Below are 21,108 nucleotides of genomic sequence, written 5' to 3'. Positions count from 1 at the left end.
TATGCTTATTACTCTGTCCTTTTTCATTTTCAAAAATCATATTTATGTATAAATGTATATTTATAAATTTAAATAAGGGAGATAAAAATTATTATGAGAATGATGTTAGTAGGATCAGGAGCAGTAGGAGAATCAATATTAAGAATACTGCAAAGTAGAGAAAATTATAGAGAGTGGTTAGAATTTGTTTTAGTAGCTGATTATAATCTAGGTAGAGCTAAAGAAGTAATAGAAAATTTAAAGGAAAGAGAAAATTATAAGGCAGTTCAAGTTGATGCTAAAAATAAAAATGAGATGATTGAATTAATTAAAGAGTATAATATAGATTTTGTAATGGATGCTGCGGCACCATTTGTAAGTAACCAAATATTTGATGCTGCTTATGAGGGTGGAACAAATTACGGAAGTATGGGAACTTGGTCAGTACCTATGGATAACCCTAAATTTGGTATAGGTATAGAAAATAGTTATATAGAACCTATGACGAAGTACAATTTTGATAGACATGAAAACTGGGAAAATAAAAATCAAATGGCTTGTATATGTATGGGTATAGACCCAGGTGTAGTAAATGTATTTGCAAAATATGCTGCAGAGTATGAATTTGATGAACTATATGAAGTGCATATAAAAGATGGTGGAAACTTAGAAATACCAGGTGCTAAAGAAAATGATATAACATTTGGATTTAACGTATGGACTATTTTAGATGAAGTTATGAATCCAAATGTGGAGTATGACAAAGACAAGGACGGATTTATAGTGGAAGATGCTTTTTGTGGAGAAGAAACATTTATCATGCCTGAAGGTGTGGGAGAAAATACTTTAATAAAAGTAGAACATGAAGAAGTAGTTACTATGCAAAGATATTTAAGTAAATATGGACTTAAAAAAGCTACTTTCAAAATAGCTTTAGATCCAGCTTTGATAAATGCACTAAAAGTAATAGACTCATTAGGTCTTAGAAGTATACATCAAGTTGACGTAGGTGGAGTAAAAGTTGTGCCAAGAGATGTAGTTGCAGCATGTGCACCACAACCAAAAGATATAGGTGATGAAATGACAGGTATGATGCTTGTTGGAGTTCATTGTATAGGTATAAAAGATGGAAAGAAAAAAGAAATATTCATATATCAACCATTTGAAAATAAACAATCGATAAAAGATTGGGGTATGCAAGCAGTAGTAGCTCAAACAGGATTTGGTGCAGCTCTTACTATAGAACTTATTGCTAAAGGAATTTGGAAGGGTGAAGGAGTATTTTCACCAGAGTACTTTAATCCAATTCCATACTTAGATTTAATGAAAGAAACAGGATTTAGATACGAAGTAATAAATATGTAAACTCAAAAAACTTTAGTTTCTCATGTTAATATATATCAATGAAATTTATATGTATTCAAACTTTATAGAAAATATCAATTTCAATAAATGTTTCTAATATGTTACTCTTATAATTGAATTAAGTTAAATTAAGACAAAAGGGGACAGGAAATGAGTATAAAAATCGATATTATCTCAGGATTTTTAGGTGCGGGAAAAACAACTTTTTTAAATCAATTTATCAAAAATACAGATGAAAAAATTGCTATTATTGAGAATGAATTTGGGGATATTTCCATAGATAGTGATTTAATAAAGGGCGGTTTCACAGTAAAAGAATTACCTTCAGGCTGTATATGTTGCAGTTTAATAGGTAATTTTAAAGAAGCAATTCTATCACTAAGTGAAGAAGTTAGTTTGGATAGAATTATAATTGAACCTTCTGGGGTTGCTATGTTATCAGATATAATTAAATTGTGCCAAGATATTTGTAAATCTTCAAATAAAGAAATGATAATCACTAATGTAATAACAATAGTGGATTTATGTAATTTTTATGAGTATGAAGATAATTTTGGGAATTTTTATTTAAACCAAATAAAAAATGCAAACATTATACTACTTAGTCACTTGAAAGAAGTAAATAAAAATGAGCTAGAAACTATTGTAGATAAACTTAGTGACTATAACGAGCAAGCTTATATAATAGAAGAAGACTGGTATTTTAAAAGAGAATTAAATTTAAAACATTATATTGAGGCTTTAGAGATAGATAGAGTTGTTATAAAAGAAAATTTAAAGGATACAAGTAGAATAAAGAAATTATTGAAATCTACTACAATAGATAAACCTAAAGTTTTTACAGAAGAAGAATTAAAAAAAGCATTAGAATTACTAAAAGATAAAAAACAAGGATATGTGTTAAGGGGAAAAGGGATAATTGAAATTGAAAATGGAAAAACTGTTCACTTTGACTTTACTCCAAAGAATTATTCTTATGAATATATGGATGAAATATGTAAGCCCAAAGTAGTTATAATAGGACTGCTTTTAAATACAAAATTAATAAAAGAATTATTTTAAATTAAAAGTGAAAATTAAAATAATGATATAAAATAAGTGGCTATAGTACAAGGATTAAAAGTTATTGTACCATAGCCGTTTTTAGGATTACTATTTATTTAAATCAGCTAAGTCCTTTGCTATATTAGCAGCAACTCTAGCATTGTTGTAAACAAGTTCTATATTAGAAGCAAGTGATTTTCCTTCAGTTATAGTTTTTACTTTATCTAATAAGAAAGGAGTAACTTGCTTTCCACCTATATGTTTTTCTTCAGCCTCTTTTAAAGCAGATTCTATAGCATTAGTTATAGTATCGTAATCCATTTCAAATTCTTTAGGTATTGGATTAGCTATAACCATACCACCTTTTAGATTTAAGTCCCACTTAGCTTTTAGAGCCTCAGCTACTTCCATAGAAGAGTCAACTCTGTAATCAACACCAAATCCTGATTTTCTAGTGTAGAAAGCAGGCATTTCTTCAGTTTCAAATCCTACTACTGGAACACCATGAGTTTCTAAGTATTCTAAAGTTAAACCTATATCAAGTATAGACTTAGCTCCAGCACATATAACAGCCACATTAGTATTAGCTAATTCTTCTAAGTCAGCAGATATATCCATAGTAGTTTCAGCACCTCTATGAACTCCACCTATTCCACCAGTAGCAAATACTTTAACACCAGCAAGATCTGCAAGGATCATAGTAGTAGCAACAGTAGTAGCTCCAGTTAATTTTTTAGATATTATAAATGGTAAATCTCTTCTAGAAGCCTTAACAACAATTTTGCTAGTAGCTAAGAATTCTATTTCTTCTTTAGTTAAACCAACTTTTAAAACTCCATCTAGTATAGCTATAGTTGCAGGAACTGCACCATTTTCTCTTATTATATTTTCAACAGTACTAGCCATTTCAACGTTTTGTGGGTATGGCATACCATGAGATATTATTGTAGATTCTAACGCAACAACTGGTCTTCCTTCCTTAACTGCTGCTTCAACTTCTGGATGTATTTGTAAATATTTTTTTAACATTATATTAGCTCCTTTATTGTTTTATTTATTAAATCCTCGCTTAAATTAGGATTGATTGTATTTTTATGAGATAGTGCCAAAATTGATGCTCCAACAGAGAACTTTGCAGTTTGTTCTATATCAAGATCATTCATAAATCCATATACTATACCGGACATAAAAGCATCTCCAGCTCCAGTGGCATTTACTATATCAATTTTTACGCCTGGTATGTGCAGTGTTTTTTCCTTGTTAGCACAATATACACCATCACCACTTAGTGTTATAAATACACTTTTAACACCTTTTTCTATAAAGTATTCACAAGATTTTTTAGCATCGTCTAAATTTTCTATTTTAACTCCAGACAATGTTTCTGCTTCATATTTGTTTAATTTGATTCCATCAAATTTATGAAGTATATCTTTTATTTTTACGCATTTAGCAGTAGAAACAGTATCTACGAAAATTGGTAAATGACTGTGATTTCTTGTGATAAAATCTATAGTTTCTTTAGACAAATTAGTATCTAAAACTATAGCCTTAGAATCATCTATTGATTTGTGCTTTGAATGAATGAAAGTTTCATCCAGTTTTTCGATAATGTCCATATGACTTATGGCAAGTTGCATATCTTTTGAGTCGTTTAATATAGAAACATAAATTGAAGTAGAGTATTCATCTGATACAAAACAATCATTTACATCTATATTTAGATTTTTACATTCAGAAAGAATAGTATTTCCATATAAGTCATTTCCTATAGCTGAAACAAGTTTAGTATTCACATTAAGTCTACTTAAATTTTCTGCTATATTTCTACCAACTCCACCCATGGATATATCTACTTGACCAGGGTTAGAGTCATGCATTACCAGAGGATTATTTGGAAAACCTTGAATATCCATATTTGATCCACCAATAACTGTAACGTAATTTTCTTTTCTTAAAATGTATCCTTTGCCTAAAATCTGTCCTTTTTTCATTAAATTAGTTATATGAACAGCCACAGAAGCACGAGATATATTTAGCATATCTGCCAGCTCTTGTTGTGAAATCAGAGGATTACTTTTTAGGATTTGCAAAATTTCTTTTTCTCTATAAGTCATTTAATCACCTAAAATTAATATTTGTTTATGTGTATAAACATTTGTTAAGGATATAATAACATCATTATTTATAAAGTACAATACTTTTTTTATTAATATTTACAAATAGTATGTATTAAATGTGAAATATGATAAATGTGTTATATTAATGCGGTATTTAATCTTGATAAATAAAATTGGGCATATAAAAGATTATGTATACTGTTTAAAAGAACTATGTATGTATTTTGAAAGGAAATTAAGAATATTTATAATATAGAAGAGATTTTACAAATAGGAGGTAATTTATGAATAAAAAAGAAAGAAATGAAGTGATATTATGAATAGTAAAAAAACAAAACAAATTAAAATAGAAAATAAAGAAAAAATAATAGATAAGAATCATTTAGATAGACGGTTTGATTCCCAAGCAACTTGTTACAAAAATAGTGAGCTTAATCTTAAATTAATAGATAAATATGGTAGGGAATATAGTGACAATAAGAAGATTATAGAGAAAGTAAAAAAGCTTATAAAGGAAGGTAAGATTATAGCAATTAAAGGATTGGAAGGATTTTATTTAGTTTGCGATGGAACAAATCACAAAGCCATAGCTAATTTAAGGCAAAGAAAAAATATAAAATCAAAACCTTTATCATTGATGATGAAAGACATTGATGAAGTTAAAAACTATTGTTATCTTAATGAAAAAGAAAAAAGCATATTAAATAGAAGTAATAATCCTATAGTTATTTTAAAAAAGAAGAACAATAGCCTACCTAATAATATTTCCTTTAATAAAGATTCTTTAGGAGTGATGTTACCCTATACAACTCTTCATTACATGTTATTTGATGATGAACTTAAAACTCTAGTAATAACAAGTGGCAATACAAGTGGTATGCCTATGGTCTATGAAAATGAAGATGCTTTGGAAAAGTTAAAAAATATCGCAGATTTTTTTATAATTAATGATAAAGAAATTGATGTACAAAGAGAAGAATCTGTGTTAAAAGTACTTTTAAATGAAGAAAGAATAATAAGAATTGGAAAAGGGTATGATTTTACTAATTTAAAAGATAATCATATAAGCAAAGTAAAAGTTAATCATAATCATGCTCATATAGTAAGTTGTATGTTTGAAAATAATATAAGGGAAAAAGTTATAGGATTATGCTTTGATGGAACTGGTTGTGGAGAACATAAAAATTTATGGGGCAGCGAGTTTTTAATTTGTGACAACAAAAACGTTAATAAAGTAGGCCATTTAAAATATATGAAAATGCCTGGAGGAGATAATGCAACAAAAGAACCATGGAAGATGGCAGTAAGTTTACTTGAGTCATGGTCAAGTAATAAGCTAAATTTTCCTGTGGAAGAGCTAATAAGTAATTTAAGTATAAATAATCTTTTTAGTTATATTAAATACAAAAATTATAACACCATATTATACATGATTAGAAATGATGTTAATACACCTCTCACTTCTTCTATGGAAAGATTGTTTGATGGAATAAGTGCATTTTTAAATTTTCAAAATAAGATTTCTTATGATGGAGAAGCATGTGTAGAGTTAGAAAATTTGGCAAAGAAATCTATGAATACAAAGGGTTACTACAAATTTGAAATTAACTATGAAAATAATCAGTTTGTAGTGGACACAGATTATGTAGTAGAAGAAGTCTTCAAAGACGTTATAAATAATATAAATCCATGTGTAATAGCTATGAAATTTCATAATACGATAGTAGAATTTTCTTTTAGAATATGTCTGTACTTAAGAAAATTATATCATTTAAATATAGTTGCTTTAAGTGGAGGAGTATTTGAAAATGAAATAATATTTACAAGAATATATGAAAAATTAAATAACAATAACTTTGAAATATTAACTCACAAAATTCTTCCATGTAATGATTATAACTTATCAATAGGGCAATTAATAATAGATATTAATAAAGAATAATAACTATTTATATTATGAAGTAAAATAAATCTATCGGCCTATTTTTTCAGTTATAATGTAAATATATGCATATTTATCAAAGGGGGAATATATATGGAAAATGAAATAGTATATAGAAGGTCAAGAAGAGATATATTGATGTATTTACTTTTAGTAATAATTGCTGATTTAGGTTGCGCGTATATGATGTTGAGCGGCTCTTATACATTAGGAATAATATGTTTAGTTATATTTGGAGCAATAACACTTTATCAAATTAAGTCACTAATTATACCTAATGCAATTCTTACTGTAAATAAAGAAGGAATTAAAACAAAGTATACAAAGGGGAAATATATATCTTGGAATGAAATATCTGAAATTTATATTGATAAAGACTCATACAAAGACAGACCAGTAGATGTATTGGCAATTAGACTTAAAAAAGAGGGAGAGGAAGTTAAAAATATAAAATTTCCACAACCTAAAACTAAGGTAAGAGGGGACTATAATGTAAATCTTCAATACTCTGATGGTAAATTGGAAGATGCATATACAAAAATAAGAGATTTTTATAGAAGCAATATAAAATAAAGCCAAGGATTTTTCCTTGGCTTTTATGTTAATATTTCAAATTGTTTAATAAGCTTTGAGTATTCACATCCTTTTGTAGTTAAAAAGTATTCTACTCTTGGTGGATATTCATAAAAATATTCTCTATTAATTAAATTATCACTTTCTAATTCTTTTAATTTTTCACATAGTACTTTATGGCTTACTTGGCCAATAGATCTCTGTAGGGCAGTAAATCTTTTTCTACCAGTTGACAAATTACAAATTATTGAAGATTTGTATTTACCCCTTATAGTGTGAAAGTTATTTTCCATGTTGACTGTATCATGATGACTATTCATTTTAATTCTCCTTTAACTAATTGTATATATATATATTTTACACAGAAAATAAAATATAATACTTACTAAAAGGTAACTATCGTAGAAAACTTAAATAAAAAATACAATACAAATTTTAGCAAAAAATAAACGCCAAGTAATTTAACTTGGCATTTATTATTTAATATATTTTATATACATCATTTGTAAATATATCTCCTATACTGCTATACTATCCACATCCACATAACTACGTAGAGATCTTACACATTCCCAACCTTTAATAGTTAAGAAGTATTTTATCTCAGCAGGATATGAATAGTTTACACTTTTGTATATTAATCCTATTTCTTCTAACTGTTGTAGTTTTAAACTCATTAAATCAAAACTCGTACCTTCCATTAATTTTTGAAGGCTAAATAGAGTTTTTCCTCCAGATTGCAAATTGCACATTGTAATAGTCTTGCATTCACATTTGATTGGATCGAATCCTATGACTTGTTTACAAACTTTATTTTCTTTTCTTTCATTTTTCAAAGTAATCACCTTTCCTTTTGAGAATGTTCTTGTTTTATTTAACTATATTAGTAATAAACTTTATTTATTATTTTAAATATAGTATATACAAAAACACTTAGAAAAGCTACTAATTTCAGAATATTTTGAAAAGTAATTTATTAACAATTTTAATTACCTTGTATACCAAATACAGTCATAGCATTTATAATATGTAATTCCATGGCAACCTTGGCACCTTCAGCATTTCCATCAGTTATAAAATCCATAATCATTTTATGATCCCTTAGGGTTAATTCATTTATCTTATCAAATTCTTTAGATAAATTAACACCTTTGTTAATAGCTTCATTAATAATAGGCATTAAATCTTTTATAAAAGCATTGTGGCTAGCCTTAGCAATGGCGTTGTGAAAATATAACTCATCTTCACTTCTATCTTCATTGTTTAGAATTTTCTCTTCAACATTTTTACCATAGTGTAAGATGTTCTCCACATCTTTCTCAGTGGCTCTTTTAGTGGCATAATAAACGGCCATAGGCTCTATTATGAGTCTAAGTTCAAGTAAATCCTTCAAATTAGAAACTGTGTTACTTAGTTTTCCAAAATCATGATTATCGAGGCTATCATTAATAATATAAGTTCCCTTGCCTCGCTTTATTTCTAGAATATTTTCTGTTGTAAGGATTCTAATGGCTTCTCTTAAAGTAGTTCTACTAACATTTAATTCATCTGATAATAAATTTTCATTGGGTAACTTATCTCCAATTTTATATTCTTTTTTTATTATTATTCTTTCTTTTAAATCATCAGCAATTTGTAAAGATAATGAAGGTTCTTTTCTTTTCATGTAATCCTCCTAAAAGTATATTTAAAAATTTAATTGACATTATACATATGTAGAACTAATATTATGTTACACAACACGTATTGTTGTCCAACAACTATTTGATGGATAATAGTATTATAACATATTTAATTGTAAAATAAATTATTTGAAAATTTAGAATATATAAAATGGCAGGGGGAAATAAAATGAAAAGTGATAATGTGAGAAAAGGGATTGGGCAAGGGCCACATCGCTCTTTATTCAATGCACTAGGCCATACAGAGGAGGAAATGAATAAACCTTTAGTAGGGATAGTAAGTTCATATAATGAAATAGTACCAGGTCATATAAATCTGGATAAAATAGTAGATGCAGTAAAACTAGGTGTTGCCATGGAAGGTGGAACACCTGTAGTGTTTCCAGCAATAGCTGTATGTGATGGAATAGCAATGGGGCATGAGGGAATGAAATATTCACTTGCAACTAGAGAACTTATAGCAGATTCAACAGAATCTATGGCACTTGCTCATCAACTTGATGCACTAGTTATGGTACCAAACTGTGATAAGAATGTACCAGGGCTTTTAATGGCAGCTGCAAGAGTGAATGTTCCTACCATATTTGTAAGTGGAGGACCTATGCTTGCAGGTCGTGTTAAAGGAGAAAAAAGAAGTTTATCTTCTATGTTTGAAGCCATAGGAACTTTTGCTGCAGGAAATATGACTGAAGAAGAAGTTGCTGAATTTGAAAATAAAGTATGCCCAACATGTGGGTCTTGTTCTGGAATGTACACAGCAAACTCAATGAATTGTTTAACAGAAGCTATAGGTATGGGGCTAAAAGGAAATGGTACAATACCAGCAGTGTATTCAGAGAGAATAAAACTTGCTAAACACGCCGGTATGAAAGTTATGGAACTTTACGAAAGAAACATAAGACCAGAAGATATATTAACTGAAAAAGCATTTATGAATGCTCTAACAGTAGATATGGCTCTAGGTTGTTCTACTAACTCTATGCTTCATTTACCAGCTATAGCTCATGAAGCAGGGATAAAATTAACGCTAGACTTGGCAAATGAGGTAAGTGAAAAAACTCCTAATCTTTGTCATTTAGCACCAGCAGGGTATACATATATGGAAGATTTAAATGAAGCAGGTGGAGTATATGCTGTTATGAATGAACTAGATAAAAAAGGTTTACTATATACAGATTTAATAACTGCTACTGGAAAAACCATTGGTGAAAACATAGCAGGATGTGAAAACAAAGATTCAGAAACTATAAGACCGATTGAAAATCCATATAGTGAAACTGGAGGACTTGCAGCTCTTAAAGGAAATCTTGCACCAAATGGATCTATAGTGAAAAAATCAGCAGTTTGTGATGAAATGTTAATACATGCTGGGCCAGCTAGAGTATTTGACTGTGAAGAAGATGCTATAGCTGCCATAAAAGGTGGGAAAATAGTAGCAGGAGATGTGGTTGTAATAAGATATGAGGGTCCAAAGGGAGGACCAGGAATGAGAGAAATGTTAAATCCAACCTCAGCCATAGCAGGTATGGGTATGGGAGAAAGTGTTGCTCTTATAACTGATGGACGTTTTTCTGGAGCATCTAGAGGGGCATCTATAGGTCACGTTTCACCAGAAGCAGCAGTGGGAGGACCTATAGCTTTAGTAAAAGAAGGAGATCTAATAAGAATAAATATAAATGAAAAAACTTTAGATATGGTAGTATCTGAAGATGAATTAGAAGAAAGAAGAAAAGCTTGGATTCTAAGAGAACCAAAGATAACTACTGGTTATTTAGGTAGATATAGTAAAATGGTTACTTCTGGAGATAGAGGGGCAGTATTGGAGTTTTAATAGTTACATTACCAGGAGCTATATTTATTGTATGGCATAATATTTCAGGCGCTATAATAGCCAACATATTTGCCAATATGAAAGACACAGATGAGGCAGAAAAAAGCGGGAAAGAAATTACTCAATACTAACTAATTTAGAATTATAAAAATTAAAGATATTTTGAAATGAATCTTGCAAAGCATTTCAGAGTATCTTATTTTTAATTTCAAAAAATGCAGGAAAAATGTTTTCCTTAATCTTTTTTTGCATAAATTGCAACATGATAATCAAATTATGCAAAAAAATGTTGTAATTTAAGAAAAAATATCTTATAATTAGCTTAAATGAATGAAGTGTGAATAGATTATGCATTTTTTGCATTAATAAAACAAGAAATAAAATATGAATATTATTGGAGGGAAAAATATAATGGAATTATTAAACAATTTAGTATTAAGTTTTAATGACTTCTTATGGTCAAAAGTTCTTATAGTAATGTTAATTGTGTTAGGACTTTACTTTACTTTTAGGACAAAGTTTGTACAATTTAGATATTTCGGAGAAATGTTTAGACTTTTAGGTGATGGAGCAAAGGGAGAGAAGAAAGAAGGAGCAGTTTCATCATTCCAAGCTTTCTGTATATCAACAGCATCTCGTGTTGGTACTGGTAATATAGCAGGTATTGCAATGGCAGTTGTTGCTGGAGGACCAGGATCAGTATTTTGGATGTGGTTAATAGCTCTTATTGGTTCAGCATCAAGCTTTGTTGAAAGTACATTAGCACAGATATTTAAGATAAAAGATGGTGAAGGATTTAGAGGAGGACCTGCATATTACATAGAGCAAGGTCTTGGAAGTAAAAAAATGGGAATGTTATTCTCAATTCTTATAACAATATGTTTTGGATTTGTGTTTAATGCAGTTCAATCAAACACAATCACAGCTGCATTTAACAATGCTTTTGGAATAGATAAATTTGTAATAGGAGTAGTTATTGCTATACTAACAGCATTGGTAATATTTGGTGGTGTTCACAGAGTTGCAAAAGTTTCTGAAATAATAGTGCCAGTATTGGCAGTTATGTATATATTAGTTGCTTTATTTGTTGTGGCAATTAATATAACAGAAATACCAGGAGTAATATTAACTATATTTGAAAGTGCTTTTGGATTTAGAGAAATGGCAGTAGGTTCAATGAGTGGTATGATATTAGTTGGTATAAAAAGAGGTTTATTCTCAAATGAAGCAGGTATGGGTTCTGCTCCAAATGCTGCGGCAACTGCAGATACTACTCATCCAGTTAAACAAGGTTTAATCCAAAGTTTAGGTGTATTTACAGATACTATAGTAATTTGTTCATGTACTGCATTTATTGTACTGTTATACCCTGGTTATTCAACAGCAGGACTTGACGGAATACAATTAACTCAGGCAGCTTTAAGTTCTCACATAGGATCAATAGGATATGTATTTTTAGCAATATGTATATTGCTATTTGCATTTAGTTCTATAGTTGGTAACTATTACTATGGTCAATCAAATATAGAATTTATGAGTAACAATAAAACAGTGTTAAATGTTTTTAGAGCATTAGTTGTTTGTATGGTTTTATTTGGTTCAGTAGCAACTGTAGAAATAGTTTGGAATTTAGCAGACTTATTTATGGGTCTAATGGCAATAATAAACTTAATAGCTATAGCTTTACTTGGTAAATATGCTTTTATAGCTTTACAAGATTACACAGCTCAAAAGAAAGCTGGAATAAAAGAACCAGTATTTGATGCTTCTAACATAAAAGGATTAGAAAACATTGAACATTGGAGAGATGATAGAGAAGAAAAAGCTATGTAATATAACATAAATAATTTTAAAGGGTGTATCAAAAATGATACACCCTTTAAAATTAGAAAATAATATGATTTTTAACCAAAGTGCTAATTTTAGATTAGCACTTTTTAATTATTAGAAGCTTGAATTATTACTTTTTTTACCATAAAATATTAATGGTGAAAATACTTAAAATTGAAGGGGGATAGAATGGTTAAAAAAATAAGAAAAATACTCTTTTTAAGTATATGTTTTGTGATAGTTTTTTCAAAAATAAATATTTTTGCATATGAAAATAATAAAACAATAAAAGTAGGGTTATACTTATATGAACCTTATTACTATAAGGATAAGAATAATAATATAACTGGATATTATAATGATTTATTAAATGTTTTGTGCAAAGATTCTAATATAACATATGAATATGTAAATGTTAGTATTGATAATGCCATAGAAAAATTAAAAAACAATGAAATTGATATATTATTAGGTGTGCATTATGGAGAAGATAGGGCAAAAAAGCTATTTTACTCAGTTAATAATATATCTTTAGATGACCAAAGCATATATACAAAAGATAAGAATGTTGTTTATGGAGATGTAAATTATTTAAATGGAAAGAAATTCGCATATGTCAAAGGTGATATAACTGCCAGTTGGATAAATAATGCATTTGGAGGACAGAATATAAAACTGGATTTAATAGAAGCTAAAAGTCTTGATGAATGTGTTAATATGCTTGAAACTGGCAGAGCTGATGTAACATCTTTACCTAAAAGTTATAGTTTAAAAAATAATTACAATAATATATTTAACTATTCATCTGGTGTTGCTTATATTGCGGGGAATGAAAATAGTAAAGATATAGTAAAAAAGTTTGATACAATTATTAATGAAAAATATAAGTCTAAATATTACAATAAATTATTATTTATATACCACAAGTATTTTAGAAAAGAAATTATAGTAACTAATTCAATTAGTTTATTTTGTGTGATTTTACTAGTAGTCTTTATATCATATAGGATTATATATCCTGTTATTAAAAAAATAATACTAAGGAGAAAGATAAGAGAAAACAAAGAAAAAAATAACTTTACTTTATATTATCAACCAATAGTTAACCCTAATAATAATGAAGTAGTTGGTTTTGAGAGTTTATTAAGATTAAAAGATAAAAATAATAAAATATTACTGCCTTCATGCTTTTTAAAAGATATTGAAATATCAAATATGTATTTTGAGATGACGCTTTGGGTTTTAGAAAGAGCAATTCATGATTATAAAATTATAAGTAATTATGAATATTATAAAAATAAAGACTTTTATATATCTATTAATTTATCATTTGAAGAATTAGAAAATGAAGCTTTTATAAATAAAATAATAGATATAGCAAATAAAAATAAAATTAAAAAGGGAAGTATTTGCATAGAAATTTTAGAAAACATTCATTTTAAAGACTTAGAAGGCATAAAGTCTACCATAGGAATCTTAAAAAATAATGGGTATAAAATTGCTATAGACGATTTTGGAATAGAATATGCAAATTTAAATATGTTAGAAATAGTAGCATTTGATATTATCAAATTAGATAAATATTTTGCTGATAATATAGCAAAATCGAAAATCAACAATGAAGTAATAAAATTTATGTCTAATGTAACATTACTAACAAATAAATACTTTATTATTGAGGGTGTTGAGGAGAAATATCAAATTGATGAAATAAAAAATATATATCATAATAATTTATATATTCAAGGATACTTTTACTCTAAACCCTTACCTATTGAAGAATTGGAAAAGTTCACTGTGAAATAATAATAAGCTGTAAATAAATATACATATTGATATGTATATATGAATTAAAACTAAAAATTTAGACTTTGTACTGGGATGATATTTCATTCCAGTATTTTTATTTTGTTTAAGTAATTTTATCTATTTTTCATTTGATATGTTCATATTTAAAGTACTCATTTTTTTAAAAAAAGCAAGTTAAGATTTGTAGAGTTCAATTTATTTTAATGGAAGTGTTCTATTACTGATTAAATAATTAAATTTTTCACAAATAAAAATCTAGTAACTAATGAAATTTGAATAGTTAGAAAAATAATATTTAATATTTCAAATAATTCGAAAAAATAGAAAATATTTACTATTGCGAAAACATTTTTTTTGTTGAAATTCGAAAATGATGTTGTTAGAATTTAAACAAATAATAAAAGTAAGTGAAAACATACATATGTTTAATTTAGTAAGTCATTTAGCATAATTATATTCATAATATAAAATATTTTGGAGGGATGTATAATGAAATTAAATTACGAATTAAAAAATGGATGGGATGTTGTAAGAAAAAATAATGAGTGCGAAAACGTTTTTCAGTACTCGAAAGAGTATATGGAATTCTTAGACCGTGGTAAAACAGAAAGAAAATGCGTAAAAGAAATTGTAAATATGGCTAAGGAAAGGGGCTATATATCTTTGGAAGATGCAATGTTAGACAAGGAGATAAAGCCTGGACAAAAGATATATGCCATTAACAGAGACAAAGGAGTAGCACTATTTGTAATAGGTGAAAAAAATATATCAGAAGGTATGAAAATTATTGGAAGTCACATTGATTCTCCTAGACTTGACTTAAAGGCGAATCCTCTTTATGAAGATACTGATTTGGCAATGCTAAAAACTCATTATTATGGTGGTATTAAAAAATATCAATGGGTTACAATTCCTTTAGCAATGTATGGAGTTGTAATATTAAAAGATGGTACATCTATGGAAATATCTATTGGTGATGGAGAAAATGATCCAGTATTTTGCATAACTGACTTATTACCTCATTTATCAGCAGATCAAAATTCTAAAAAAATGAGTGATGGTATAGGTGGAGAAGATTTAAACGTATTATGTGGAAATATGCCTAATGAAAATGAAGAATCAGATAAAGTAAAATACACAATCTTAAAATTATTAAATGAAAAATACGGAATGAGTGAAGAAGACTTCCTAAGTGCAGAAATTGAAATAGTACCTGCCGGATTTGCTAAAGATTTAGGAATAGATAGATCTATGATAATTTCATATGGTCATGATGATAGAGTTTGTTCCTTTGCAGGAATAAAGGCCATATTTGATATAGAAAATCCAGAGTATACAGCATCTGTAATTTGTGTTGATAAAGAAGAAATAGGATCTGAAGGTAACACAGGAATGAAGTCAAAGTTCTTTGAAAACGTGGTATCTGAGCTTGTAAATCTACAAGAAGATTACTGTGAATTAAAGGTAAAAAGAGCATTTTACAACTCTAAAGTGCTATCAGCAGATGTTACAGCTGGATATGATCCAAACTTTGCATCAGTATATGACAAGAACAACTCATGCAAAATAGGTAGTGGTGTTGTACTTACAAAATATACAGGAGCAAGAGGAAAAGCAGGAAGTAGTGATGCAAATGCCGAGTTTGTATCTGAAATTAGAAATATATTCAATAAAGCAAATATAGCATGGCAAACTGCAGAACTTGGAAAAGTAGACCAAGGTGGTGGGGGAACTATAGCATTTATTTTAGCTAATTATGGAGCGCAAGTTATTGACTGTGGTGTTGGGGTGCTAAGCATGCATGCCCCTTATGAAGTAATATCTAAAGTGGATATTTATGAAATGTATAGAGGCTACAAACAATTTATAAAATAAATTACAAATTTTAAGGGGGACTTAACATGTCGAATGAAAGTAGCAATGCAAAAAAACTTACACTAGTATCCTTAATACTTATGATTTTTACATCGGTGTTTGGCTTTACAAATATGCCAAGAGCATTCTTTTTAATGGGATATTCTGCAATACCTTGGTATGTATTTAGTGCAGTTTTGTTCTTTATTCCATATGCTTTTATGATGTCAGAGTATGGTGCTGCATTTAAACACGAAACAGGTGGAATGTATTCTTGGATGGAAAAATCAGTAGGTGGAAAATATGCATTTATTGGAACATTTATGTGGTATGCATCTTACATAATATGGATGGTAAACGTTGGTTCAGGAATATGGGTTCCATTATCAAACGCTATATTTGGAAGTGACATGACAACTACTTGGTCATTATTTGGATTGACTTCAGTTCAAACTTTGGGAATATTAGGAATAGCCTGGATATTACTAGTTACATTTGTTGGAAGTAAAGGTCTAGATAAAATAAGTAAAATAACTTCTATTGGTGGAACAGCAGTTACTTTATTAAATTTAGTTTTATTAATTGGTGGTATATGTGTTTTTGCTGCAAATGGTGGATTATCAGAGCCTATAAATAATGTGGCTCAATCATTTACAACATCTCCAAGTCCTGACTACCAATCAATGACTGGTATATTCTCATTTTTAACTTTTGCAATATTTGCATTTGGAGGTTTAGAAGTAGTTGGAGGTCTAGTTGATCAAACTGAAAATGCAGAAAAAACATTCCCAAAAGGTGTTATGATTTCTGCTATTATAATATCAGTTGGATATGCAATAGGTATATTTGCATGTGGTATGTTTACAAATTGGAATACCATACTAAACTCAGATAATGTTCACTTAGGAAATGTTGCATATGTATTAATGAAAAACTTAGGATATCAAATTGGTATAGGATTTGGAACTAGTGAGGCAGTAGCATTAAGTATAGGATCATGGACAGCTAGATTAGTAGGATTATCAATGTTCTTAGCATTAACAGGAGCATTCTTTACATTAACTTATTCACCTTTAAAAACATTAATACAAGGATCTCCAAAAGAAATTTGGCCTGGAAAAATTGGTGAATTAAAAGATGGTATGCCAGTATATGCAATGAAAGTTCAAGCTGCAATAGTAATAATTATTATAGCTATAGTATCATTTGGAGGAAAGAGCGCATCAGCCTTCTTTAATATACTAGCTTTAATGACAAATGTGGCTATGACAATTCCATACATGTTCTTATCGTTGGCATTTATAAAGTTTAAGAAGAAGCAATTAAATGGGGAAATTGAAAGTCCTTTTATGATATATAAAACACAAACATCAGCAACAATATTTGCAATAATAGTAACTTTTATAGTAGGTTTTGCAAATGTATTTACAGTAATACAACCAACTATACAATCATCTGAAGGTTTGGTAAGCACAATAACAATGATAGCAGGTCCTTTAGCGTTTACTTTGATAGCATATTTATTATATGGAAGTTATGAGAAAAAACAAAAAAGAATCAGTAAAAATAAAGATGTAATGTAGATAATTACACTATAAAAAGTCACATGCTTATTGGATATAAGCTATGTGACTTTTTTATTAGTTTTAGCTTGCGCTTTCCTTAGCAAAGTTGACTTTCAGTTTTTCGATGCGATTATCGTCAACCTCAACTACTTCCAGCTCATAATTTTCTATATTTAAAATAATATTTTCTTCATTACTAGGAATCTTATTTATAGTTGAAATAATATAACCATTTATTGTATCGCAATCATCACACTTAATATGTGTGTCAAAAATATTATTAAAATCCAAGAGAGACATGTTACCTTTAATTTCAAAGCTACCATTGCCAAGACTTTTAACTTTATCATTATCTATGTCATACTCATCTTCAATGTCACCAACTATTTCTTCTATTATGTCTTCCATTGTGACTATACCAGAAAAACCACCATATTCGTCAATTAAAATAGCCATATGGTTCTTACTTTGTTTTAACAATAGAAACAATTCATCAATTTTCTTCGTTTCTGGTACAAAGGAAGGTGAGTGTAATAAACTTTTCAAGTTAAGATTATCAAAATTACAGTTAACTAAATGTGATATTAAATCTTTAATATAAAGTATGCCAATTATATTATCTACAGAATCCTTATATACAGGTATCCGTGAATATTTGCAACTAAGAATAGTGTTAAGTTTTGTATCAATATTATCATCTATATCAATTAAAACAGTATCTGTTCTAGAGGTCATAATTTCCTTAGACATTTTATCTGAAAAATCAAAGACCTTATCTATTATTTCTTTTTCCATAATATTAATTGTTCCATTTTTTTCAGACTGAGTAATTAATAGTTTTATTTCTTCTGTGCTAATATTGTTTTCGTCTTCTACATCATCATTATGCGTTAGCTTTAGTACAGCCTTAGTGGATAATGACAATATTTTTATAAAAGGTTTGGAAATTTTAGATACAAAGTAAATAGGTTTTACTGAAGCTAAAGCGATTTTTTCACACTTTTGCAAAGCAATTCTTTTTGGTACTATCTCACCGAATACTAATGTTAAATATGAAAGTATTATTGTTATTAATATCATGGAAAATTCCTTGATATATGGAATGTTGTATGGTGCGAGTAAATTAAATAATCTAACTGATAGTGTAGTTGCAGCAGATGCACTTGAGAAAAATCCAGCCAAAGTAATTCCTATTTGTATAGTAGATAAAAAATTACTTGGATCATCTAACAATTTCCTTAAAAGGATTGCTTTTTTATTATTCTCTTCACAGAGAGAATTAATTTTGTGCTTGTTGACTGATACAAAGGCCATTTCCGCAGCTGCGAAAAACCCATTAATCAGTGTAAGAATTAGTATTAAAAATAATTGAGGAATAATACTCCTCGAGAGGTCATCAAGACTACTCATTATCAAACTCCTCCTAAAGTTTTTATTAATAATATTATATAAATAATTATAGATATAATATATTAAATTTGTGCTAATTTATGAATATTTTTTAATGAATTTTTTATATTATTTAAAATACATTAAATTAAGGAAAATGAGGATAATTTATACTAAGAGAGAAAATGAGAGGAGAATGTAAATGTATCCTGTTTACAAAAATATAGGGACTAAGGAAAATTGTGAAGTTGTTAAAGTAAACTTTCCCCCACAACACCAAAATTGTCATCCTGGTATGGAATACCTCATGAACCCAAGACCCATATCTGAAAATGCAAATTACAAGGCAAGTGGCAAACTAAAAGATAAGGTTGCAATTATAACTGGAGGAGACAGTGGAATAGGAAGAGCAGTTGCATATGCATTTGCAAAAGAAGGTGCTAATATAGTGATTGCATATCTTAACGAAGATGAAGATGCAAGAGAGACTTGTGAGCACATAAAAAGTTTAGGTAGAAAATGTATAGCCATAAGAGGAGATTTACAAAAAGAAGAAAACTGCAAATTAGTAATAAAAAAAGCAATAGAAGAGTTTAACAAAATAGATGTATTAGTAAATAATCATGCAGTTCAATATATTCAACAAAGTATTTTAGATATAGATGAAGAACAATTGGAAAAAACATTTAGGACGAATATATTTTCCTTTTTTTACTTAGTAAAAGCAGCGCTTCCTCACTTGAAGGATAATTCTTCCATAATTAATACTACATCAGCAACAGCGTTTAAAGGTGAAGAATTATTAATAGACTATAGTGCAACAAAAGGAGCCATACTCGCATTTACCAGATCTTTGTCCCAGTCTTTAGTAGAAGATAAAATAAGAGTAAACGCAGTAGCACCAGGTCCAATATGGACACCACTAATAGTAAGCAGTTTTGATGCAGAAGAAGTCGAAACATTTGGAAGTCTTAGAAGTAAAGTACCTATGGATAGAGCAGGTCAACCTTATGAAGTCGCAAATGCCTATGTATTTTTGGCAAGTGATGATTCAAGCTATATGACAGGTCAAGTATTACATATTAATGGAGGAAATGTAATAGGATAAATTTTAGAATAGTTGCATCGTTGCAACTATTTTTTTTGATAAATAATAGTTTTAATTAAATTTGATTTAATATGTATATATTCTAAATGAATTTGTGTAAATATTATGATATTATAGAGAATGCAGGACGAATTTAGGAAGGAATATATCATTATGAAGAAAATATCGGTTTTATTAATTTTATTAAGTACATTAATTACGGGGTGCAGTAAAAATAAAGAGTCAGACTCTTTTGAAAGATATATGGAGGAAGGAAAAAGAGCTATAGCAAGTGATGAGTATGAAGTGGCAAGTAAATTTTTCTCATTAGCTACAAAAGAAAATAATGAAGACACTGAAGCAAAGGCATTATACAACCAAAGTAACAACTTAGTTGAAGTTTTACAATCAATAGAAGATGAAAAGTATGATGTGGCAATTCAACTATGTGACACTGTAGAAAAAATAAGTAGTAAAAGCAGTATAATAAAAGATGTAGCTAAATCTTTAAAAGAGGAATGTAATACCTTATTAAAAAAATCAAAAGAGGACTCTGAAGAAGAAATTAACACAAATACTACTATTTCTAAAAAAACATATTATTTAGATAGCTTGAATGCAATAGAGGAAAATTACAAATATGCTTATGATGACTTTATATCAGAAGTAGAACTTAGTGAAATGTTAGGTAAAGAATACTCTCAATGGGATAAAATCTTAAATGAAATATGGTCTGTTCTCAAAGAACAATTACCTGATGAAGAAATAAAAGGTTTAACACGAAATCAAAAAACATGGATAAAAACTAAAGAAGCAGATGCTGATTTTGCACAAGAAGAAGGTGGAACAGGAACTTTAGGTTTGGAGATGAAGGCAGATTCATTACTACAATCTACAAAAGAAAGATGCTACTATTTAGTTTATAATTATATGATATAATATAGTATGTTTTTATTTTATAATTTATATTTATATTAAAAATATTTTAAAAGTTGCAAAAAATACATAAATATGGTAACATTACTATGAATATATAAG

Annotated in this window: 17 protein-coding genes; 11 read left to right on the top strand and 6 right to left on the bottom strand. The window is 28.5% G+C overall.

Annotated elements, in window-relative coordinates; all coding sequences use genetic code 11:
• Positions 1–93 precede the first annotated feature (93 nt).
• Together K0039_RS00770 and K0039_RS00765 are read left to right on the top strand one after the other, a co-directional pair.
• Positions 94–1,344, top strand: coding sequence for a saccharopine dehydrogenase family protein (locus K0039_RS00770; protein ID WP_228103157.1), 1,251 nt, complete (start codon positions 94–96; stop codon positions 1,342–1,344).
• Between the two features lie 150 nt (positions 1,345–1,494).
• Positions 1,495–2,406 carry a GTP-binding protein gene (locus K0039_RS00765; protein WP_228103156.1) on the top strand — a complete coding sequence of 304 codons (912 nt, stop codon included), beginning with the start codon at positions 1,495–1,497 and terminating at the stop codon, positions 2,404–2,406.
• Between the two features lie 90 nt (positions 2,407–2,496).
• On the opposite strand, the gene K0039_RS00760 is transcribed toward K0039_RS00765, so the two are convergent.
• Positions 2,497–3,417 (bottom strand): pseudouridine-5'-phosphate glycosidase, encoded by a 921-nt coding sequence (locus K0039_RS00760; RefSeq protein ID WP_228103155.1) that lies wholly within the window; start codon positions 3,415–3,417, stop codon positions 2,497–2,499.
• Complete coding sequence (locus tag K0039_RS00755; protein ID WP_228103154.1) at positions 3,417–4,505, bottom strand: PfkB family carbohydrate kinase; 1,089 nt, start codon at positions 4,503–4,505, stop codon at positions 3,417–3,419. The genes K0039_RS00760 and K0039_RS00755 overlap by 1 nt, the downstream gene beginning before the upstream one ends.
• A 319-nt stretch (positions 4,506–4,824) precedes the next feature.
• Between K0039_RS00755 and K0039_RS00750 the strand changes: the two genes are divergently transcribed.
• Together K0039_RS00750 and K0039_RS00745 are read left to right on the top strand one after the other, a co-directional pair.
• Positions 4,825–6,450 (top strand): Kae1-like domain-containing protein, encoded by a 1,626-nt coding sequence (locus tag K0039_RS00750; RefSeq protein WP_228103153.1) that lies wholly within the window; start codon positions 4,825–4,827, stop codon positions 6,448–6,450.
• Positions 6,451–6,543: 93 nt separating this feature from the next.
• The gene (locus K0039_RS00745; RefSeq protein WP_228103152.1) at positions 6,544–7,023 is read left to right on the top strand and encodes a hypothetical protein; all 480 of its coding nucleotides are present in this window, start codon (positions 6,544–6,546) and stop codon (positions 7,021–7,023) included.
• Between the two features lie 23 nt (positions 7,024–7,046).
• On the opposite strand, the gene K0039_RS00740 is transcribed toward K0039_RS00745, so the two are convergent.
• The 3 genes from K0039_RS00740 to K0039_RS00730 all read right to left on the bottom strand — a co-directional run bounded on the left by K0039_RS00740 (position 7,047) and on the right by K0039_RS00730 (position 8,689).
• Positions 7,047–7,343: a winged helix-turn-helix transcriptional regulator gene (locus K0039_RS00740; protein WP_228103151.1), complete on the bottom strand. Its 297-nt coding sequence runs from the start codon at positions 7,341–7,343 to the stop codon at positions 7,047–7,049.
• A 198-nt stretch (positions 7,344–7,541) separates the two neighbouring features.
• Positions 7,542–7,859, bottom strand: a complete 318-nt coding sequence (locus K0039_RS00735) for a winged helix-turn-helix transcriptional regulator (RefSeq protein ID WP_228103150.1) — start codon at positions 7,857–7,859, stop codon at positions 7,542–7,544.
• Between the two features lie 149 nt (positions 7,860–8,008).
• Positions 8,009–8,689, bottom strand: a complete 681-nt coding sequence (locus K0039_RS00730) for a FadR/GntR family transcriptional regulator (protein ID WP_228103149.1) — start codon at positions 8,687–8,689, stop codon at positions 8,009–8,011.
• Between the two features lie 185 nt (positions 8,690–8,874).
• On the opposite strand from K0039_RS00730, the gene ilvD reads away from it, so the two are divergent.
• From ilvD to yjeM, 5 genes are all read left to right on the top strand, one after another.
• Positions 8,875–10,536 carry a dihydroxy-acid dehydratase gene (ilvD, locus tag K0039_RS00725; protein ID WP_228103148.1) on the top strand — a complete coding sequence of 554 codons (1,662 nt, stop codon included), beginning with the start codon at positions 8,875–8,877 and terminating at the stop codon, positions 10,534–10,536.
• A gap of 411 nt (positions 10,537–10,947) precedes the next feature.
• Positions 10,948–12,369 carry an alanine/glycine:cation symporter family protein gene (locus K0039_RS00720; protein ID WP_228103147.1) on the top strand — a complete coding sequence of 474 codons (1,422 nt, stop codon included), beginning with the start codon at positions 10,948–10,950 and terminating at the stop codon, positions 12,367–12,369.
• 186 nt (positions 12,370–12,555) lie between these two features.
• Positions 12,556–14,172 (top strand): EAL domain-containing protein, encoded by a 1,617-nt coding sequence (locus K0039_RS00715; protein WP_228103146.1) that lies wholly within the window; start codon positions 12,556–12,558, stop codon positions 14,170–14,172.
• 492 nt (positions 14,173–14,664) lie between these two features.
• Entirely contained in the window at positions 14,665–16,050 is a 1,386-nt protein-coding gene (locus tag K0039_RS00710; protein ID WP_228103145.1) for an aminopeptidase, read from the top strand.
• 26 nt (positions 16,051–16,076) lie between these two features.
• Positions 16,077–17,612 (top strand): glutamate/gamma-aminobutyrate family transporter YjeM, encoded by a 1,536-nt coding sequence (gene yjeM / locus K0039_RS00705; RefSeq protein ID WP_228103144.1) that lies wholly within the window; start codon positions 16,077–16,079, stop codon positions 17,610–17,612.
• 63 nt (positions 17,613–17,675) lie between these two features.
• On the opposite strand, the gene K0039_RS00700 is transcribed toward yjeM, so the two are convergent.
• Positions 17,676–19,004 (bottom strand): hemolysin family protein, encoded by a 1,329-nt coding sequence (locus K0039_RS00700; protein WP_228103143.1) that lies wholly within the window; start codon positions 19,002–19,004, stop codon positions 17,676–17,678.
• 181 nt (positions 19,005–19,185) lie between these two features.
• Here K0039_RS00700 and K0039_RS00695 point away from each other — a divergent pair, with 181 nt between their 5' ends.
• A complete protein-coding gene (locus K0039_RS00695) occupies positions 19,186–20,091 on the top strand; it encodes an SDR family oxidoreductase (protein ID WP_228103142.1) in 906 nt (301 codons plus the stop codon).
• A gap of 153 nt (positions 20,092–20,244) precedes the next feature.
• The gene (locus K0039_RS00690; RefSeq protein ID WP_228103141.1) at positions 20,245–21,009 is read left to right on the top strand and encodes a lysozyme inhibitor LprI family protein; all 765 of its coding nucleotides are present in this window, start codon (positions 20,245–20,247) and stop codon (positions 21,007–21,009) included.
• The last annotated feature ends 99 nt before the right edge of the window (positions 21,010–21,108 follow it).

The sequence above is a fragment of the Terrisporobacter mayombei genome (genome assembly GCF_020748465.1).
Classification (GTDB): domain Bacteria; phylum Bacillota; class Clostridia; order Peptostreptococcales; family Peptostreptococcaceae; genus Terrisporobacter; species Terrisporobacter mayombei.
Note: the sequence above shows the minus strand (reverse complement) of the source record. Positions and strands in the feature narration are given on the sequence as shown.